The sequence below is a fragment of the Microcystis sp. M44BS1 genome, assembly GCF_020244875.1.
Taxonomy (GTDB): domain Bacteria; phylum Cyanobacteriota; class Cyanobacteriia; order Cyanobacteriales; family Microcystaceae; genus Microcystis; species Microcystis panniformis.
The window spans coordinates 1-2783 of record NZ_JADBVM010000119.1 but is presented as its reverse complement, the minus strand read 5'-3'; the positions used below and the strand labels follow the sequence as shown (position 1 = coordinate 2783).

The window sequence follows — 2783 nt, the reverse complement described above, 5'->3', positions numbered from 1 at the left end:
TACGTTTTCCACTAAATACCAAGAAGAAAACGTTGTATTTTCCGTTGGACCATAGACATGAAGCAACCGTTGTGGCGCACCTTTTTCTAGTACCTCTTGTACCCATTTTGGTTCAACTGCTTCACCCCCAAATAGTAAGCAGCGTAAGTTACTAAAAGCTTGGGGAACTAAATTAGCTAACTGATTAAAAAGTGCTGTGGTTAAAAATAAGACACTAATCTGATTTTCCTTTAAGCTTAGTGCCAATTCTTGGGGTGAGAGCAGAACTGATTTAGCGATAATAATAATCTTAGCACCGTTAAGTAAAGCCCCCCAAATTTCAAAAGTAGCGGCATCAAAAGCAATATTAGACGCTTGCACAACGCGGTCATCAGGAGTAAACTGGATGTAATTGGTATTTAATACCAGTCGATTAACTGCTTGATGAGTGACGATAACACCCTTAGGTATTCCTGTAGAACCAGAAGTATAAATAACGTAGGCTAAATTATCCGCAGAAACCGCGCTGTTAAGATTCTCCTGACTTGCTTGATTAATTTGTGGCCAATCTTTATCTAAACAGATAACAATAGCCTGATGATTTGGCAGGGAAGTCTGTAAAGATTCGCAGGTTAATATTATTTTAACCTGGGTATCTTGGAGCATAAAGCTAATGCGTTCTTGGGGATAATCTGGGTCAATCGGAACATAAGCACCACCCGCTTTTAAGATTCCTAATAACCCCACAATCATGTCTAAGGAACGCTCAAGGGAAATACCGACTAAAGTATCAGCTTTTACGCCTAATTTTCGCAAATAATGGGCTAATTGATTAGCACGACAATTTAATTCATTGTAGGTTAATTGTTGCTGGGAACAGACCACCGCTACCGCGTCGGGTGTGCGTTTTACCTGTTTCTCAAATAATTGATGAATACACTTATACTCAGGATAGTCAACTTGAGTATTATTCCACTCAATTAATAACTGATTAGTCTCGCTTTCTGTCAGTAAGGGTAATTGGGAAATCTGCGCTTGAGGATTGGCCACAATTCCCCCTAATAAGTTGAGAAAATGCCCTGACAATCGCTCAATAGTGCTACTCTCAAACAAATCAGTATTATATTCCCAGACACCTTTTAAGCCATCATCGGTGTTAACCATAGCTAAGGTTAAATCAAACTTAGCTGTGGTATTTTCTGGAGGCAAATCTGTCACCGTTAATCCCGTCATTGCAATCTCAGACTTGGGTGTATTTTGCAGGACAAAAGCGACTTGAAATAGGGGAGTATGGCTCAAATCCCTTTCCGGTTGCAACGCTTCGACTAACATTTCAAAGGGTAAGTCTTGGTGTGCGTAAGCATCCATTGTCACTTCCCGAACCCGGGTTAATAACTGACTAAAACTCGGATTATCTGATACATCCGTCCGCATCACTAAAGTATTAACAAAGAAGCCGATTAACCCCTCAATTTCGCTGCGATTACGGTTAGCAATGGGAGTTCCTACCAAAATATCACTTGACCCTGTATAACGATACAGTAAAGCATCAAAAGCAGCCAACAGCGTCATAAATAATGTCACCCCTTGTTGGCGACTCAATTCAGTCAAAGCTTGGCTAAGTTTGGGGGACAGGGAAAATTCTTGCTGAGTACCGACAAAGCTTTGCACCGCAGGTCGAGGGTGGTCTGTGGGAAGAGATAATAGTGGGGGTGCAGCTGTTAGTTGATTTTGCCAGTAATTTAATTGACTTTCTAGGACATCCCCTTGTAACCATTGTTTTTGCCAGAGTGCAAAATCTCCATACTGAATCGGTAAGGGAGCTAAATTTACGGGTTGATTCTGCACATAAGCATTATATAAGCTGGTCAATTCGTGAATCAACACTTCGATTGACCAACCATCACTAATAATGTGGTGCATACAGACTAACAAGAGATGTTCCGTCTCCGATAGCACCACTAAAGTGATTCTGATTAAAGACTCTTTGGCTAAATCAAAGGGTTGCGTGGCTTGTTTTTGCTTTAATTGCTGTGTTTTTTCTGCTTGCTCCTGGATGGGTAAATCTTGTAAATCAACGACCGATATTGTTTCCCTTGTTGTTTGAATAACCTGAGTCGGTTGTCCATCAATCGTGACAAAATTAGTCCGTAATACCTCATGGCGATCGCAAATTTCTTGCAAACTTTGTTCTAAGGCCTTTTGATTGAGGTTGCCTCGGAAATGCAACAGCATCGGTATATTATATAAAGCACTATTTGGTTGCAATTGATCTAAAAACCATAAACGCTGTTGAGCAAAAGATAGAGGTAGTTCTGTATCCTTAGTTCTCGGTAAAATGGGGGGTACTGTTAGCGTCAGATTTTGCTGCTGTAATTGTCCAATAAGATGCGCTAATTCGGCCACCGTCGCTGCACCAAATAAACTCCGCAAAGGTAGTTCTATTTTAAATAAACTCCGAATCCGGGAGACTAATTGAGTTGCGAGGAGAGAATGACCGCCAATTTCAAAGAAATTATCATAAATTCCCACTTGCTCTACTTTGAGTATTTCTGTCCAAATTTGCACCAACATCTCTTCAATTCCATTGCGTGGTGCTACATATTGATCCCGACGATTACCTATCTTATCTGGTGCAGGTAAAGCGCGACGATCTACTTTACGATTAGTAGTAAGGGGTAAAGATTCCAGAAAAACAAAAGCTTGAGGAACCATATACAAAGGCAATTTACTGGACAGAAACTGACGCAGTTCACTAATCATCGGTATGCGTTCATAATGAGCTACTATGTAGGCGACTAAAT

Annotated in this window: 1 protein-coding gene; it reads right to left on the bottom strand. The window is 40.6% G+C overall.

Translation table 11 applies throughout. From position 1 onward, the window contains the following. On the bottom strand, positions 1–2783 hold a 2783-nt coding region (locus IM515_RS09105), incomplete at both ends, for a condensation domain-containing protein (protein WP_287633291.1).